A 2,009-nucleotide genomic window follows, 5' to 3' on the forward strand; every position below is an offset into this window, starting at 1 on the left:
GACTTTCTTCGGGTCCACCGGAACTGCATTGTCGGTCCAGTCGGAAAAAGCCTGGTAGCCCATCTTCTTCAGATAGCCGGGGCCCTGCTTCAGCACCGCCTGCGCCCTCACGCGCGCCAGGTCCGGCGGCAGGTTCCAATAAGGATTGACGAGCGCGTAGCGCATGTTGGCCGCCATCATCGGCGTCTGCTCGGAAGGCTTGCCAACCACCACCTTCATGCTGTCGCGGACGCGGCCATTCTCGTACATCCACAGCCGCGCGGAAGCGGCGTCGACGAGGATGTACTTGCCGACATGGCTTGCCGGAAGCGCGCGGACGCGCTCCATGTTGAGGCGCAGCGTCTCTTCGCGCTGCCGCGATTGCGCGGAGGCGCCGTTCATCTCGGAGGCATCGTAGGAGGCGACCAGCGCCTTCCGCATCGGCCCGTAGAGTGGGTGCATCCAGCCGATATTTTCCAGATGTTGCTCCAGCGACGGAGCCGAGGCGGCAGCCTGGAGAAGCGCCTGCTCATTGGGCTTTGAGGGCGCCAGCTCCTTGTCGACATAGACCATGCCGACGTTCGCGGGGCGGCGCATGTCCCGCGCATATTCGACGAAGGTGCGCGACAGCAGAAGCTCAGCCCTGGCAAGCGCCTTGGGCGATCCGCTCCGAGCATTCTCGACAGCTGAGCGAAGTGCGCGCGGACGGTAGTCGCCGGCATCGAGGCCGTCGGCGGCGGCGGTTTCGATGAGCTCGAGCAGCTGGTCCGCGGCCGGATCGAGCACGGACCCGCGGACCCACAAAGGCCGATTGCCGCGCGCGGCGTAGAAGGCCTTGATGTCGCGGTCGCCGCCGGCGGAGCGGATCGCGGCCTGGATCTGCGACGAGCCATATTGGGCCGGCGCCGCGCCCGGCAGCGCCGCGGCGGCGAGCGCGAGGATGATCGCCGCACCGGGCAGGCTGAACGCCCGCCGATCCGATCGGCGGGCGCTCTTACGCATTACAGGATTCACTTGAGCTCTTACCGGCCGCGTTCGCCGGCGCGGCGCACCGGAGGCTGATAGACCGGCTGCGGCGCCGGCTGCGGCGCCGGGCGGCCCTCATAATAGGTGCCGTTCTGATAATAGCCGTCGGCGCGGCCGTCATTGTCGCGGTCCGCCCAGATGGCGCCGGCAATGCCGCCCACCGCAGCACCGACCAGCGCGCCTTCGATCGGGGAGAGGCCGCCGACCACAGCGCCGACACCGGCGCCGGCCGCAGCACCGACCGCAGCGCCCACTCCGGCGCCTTCCAGCGTGCTGGTATTGTCGGCATAGCCGTCATCAGTGGTGGCGCAGGCGCCGAGCGACATCGTGCTCGCGATCAGAATCGCGCTGAAGGTCTTTTTCATTTGCATCTCCCTGAATGGCGCCGAGGCGAAACACCGGCCTCGGCGGCGGCACGAGCGGCTGGGGCAGCACAGCCTCGCACACCGCCAAACGAGAACGCCTCCGAATCGTTCCGGCGGAAGGGAGAGCGCTGGCCGCTAGGGGAGAAAGGTCGTGAAATCCCCGCGGTCGTGCCGGAGCAGGAACGCTCCGCCGCCCAGAATGAAGCCAAGCAATTGCGATGCGATCAAAGCCATCATGTCGCCCCCCTCCTCGCGTGATGCGAGCCTTCGAGTGCGGGTCCACGATAAGCGGGAATGGTTAACGGACGGATAACCACGCGGCGGCGCGGCGAGCCTGCCCTTGTTGCGCCGCAATATCATGCGTATAGGGCCGGAAATTCTCTCCATCAGGATATTCCCATGAGCCTCCGCAACGTGGCGATCATCGCGCACGTCGATCACGGCAAGACGACCCTCGTCGACCAGCTGTTCCGCCAGTCCGGCACCTTCCGCGACAATCAGCGCGTCGAAGAGCGGGCGATGGATTCGAACGACCTCGAGAAAGAGCGCGGCATCACCATCCTGGCCAAGTGCACCAGCGTCGAATGGTCGCCTCCGGGCGGCGGCGAGACCCACCATATCAGCATCGTCGATACGCCC

General features: G+C 66.6%; 3 protein-coding genes. 1 reads left to right on the forward strand and 2 read right to left on the reverse strand.

Going from position 1 to position 2,009, the window contains the following annotated elements:
• Positions 1-981: L,D-transpeptidase scaffold domain-containing protein (locus tag VF662_RS13435; protein ID WP_464142133.1), on the reverse strand; the 981-nt coding region annotated here is incomplete at its 3' end.
• A gap of 20 nt (positions 982-1,001) precedes the next feature.
• A complete protein-coding gene (locus tag VF662_RS13440) occupies positions 1,002-1,370 on the reverse strand; it encodes a hypothetical protein (protein ID WP_464142135.1) in 369 nt (122 codons plus the stop codon).
• Positions 1,371-1,769: 399 nt separating this feature from the next.
• On the opposite strand from VF662_RS13440, the gene VF662_RS13445 reads away from it, so the two are divergent.
• Positions 1,770-2,009: GTP-binding protein (locus tag VF662_RS13445; protein WP_464142137.1), on the forward strand; the 240-nt coding region annotated here is incomplete at its 3' end.

The sequence above is a fragment of the Allosphingosinicella sp. genome, assembly GCF_036387215.1.
Taxonomy (GTDB): domain Bacteria; phylum Pseudomonadota; class Alphaproteobacteria; order Sphingomonadales; family Sphingomonadaceae; genus Allosphingosinicella.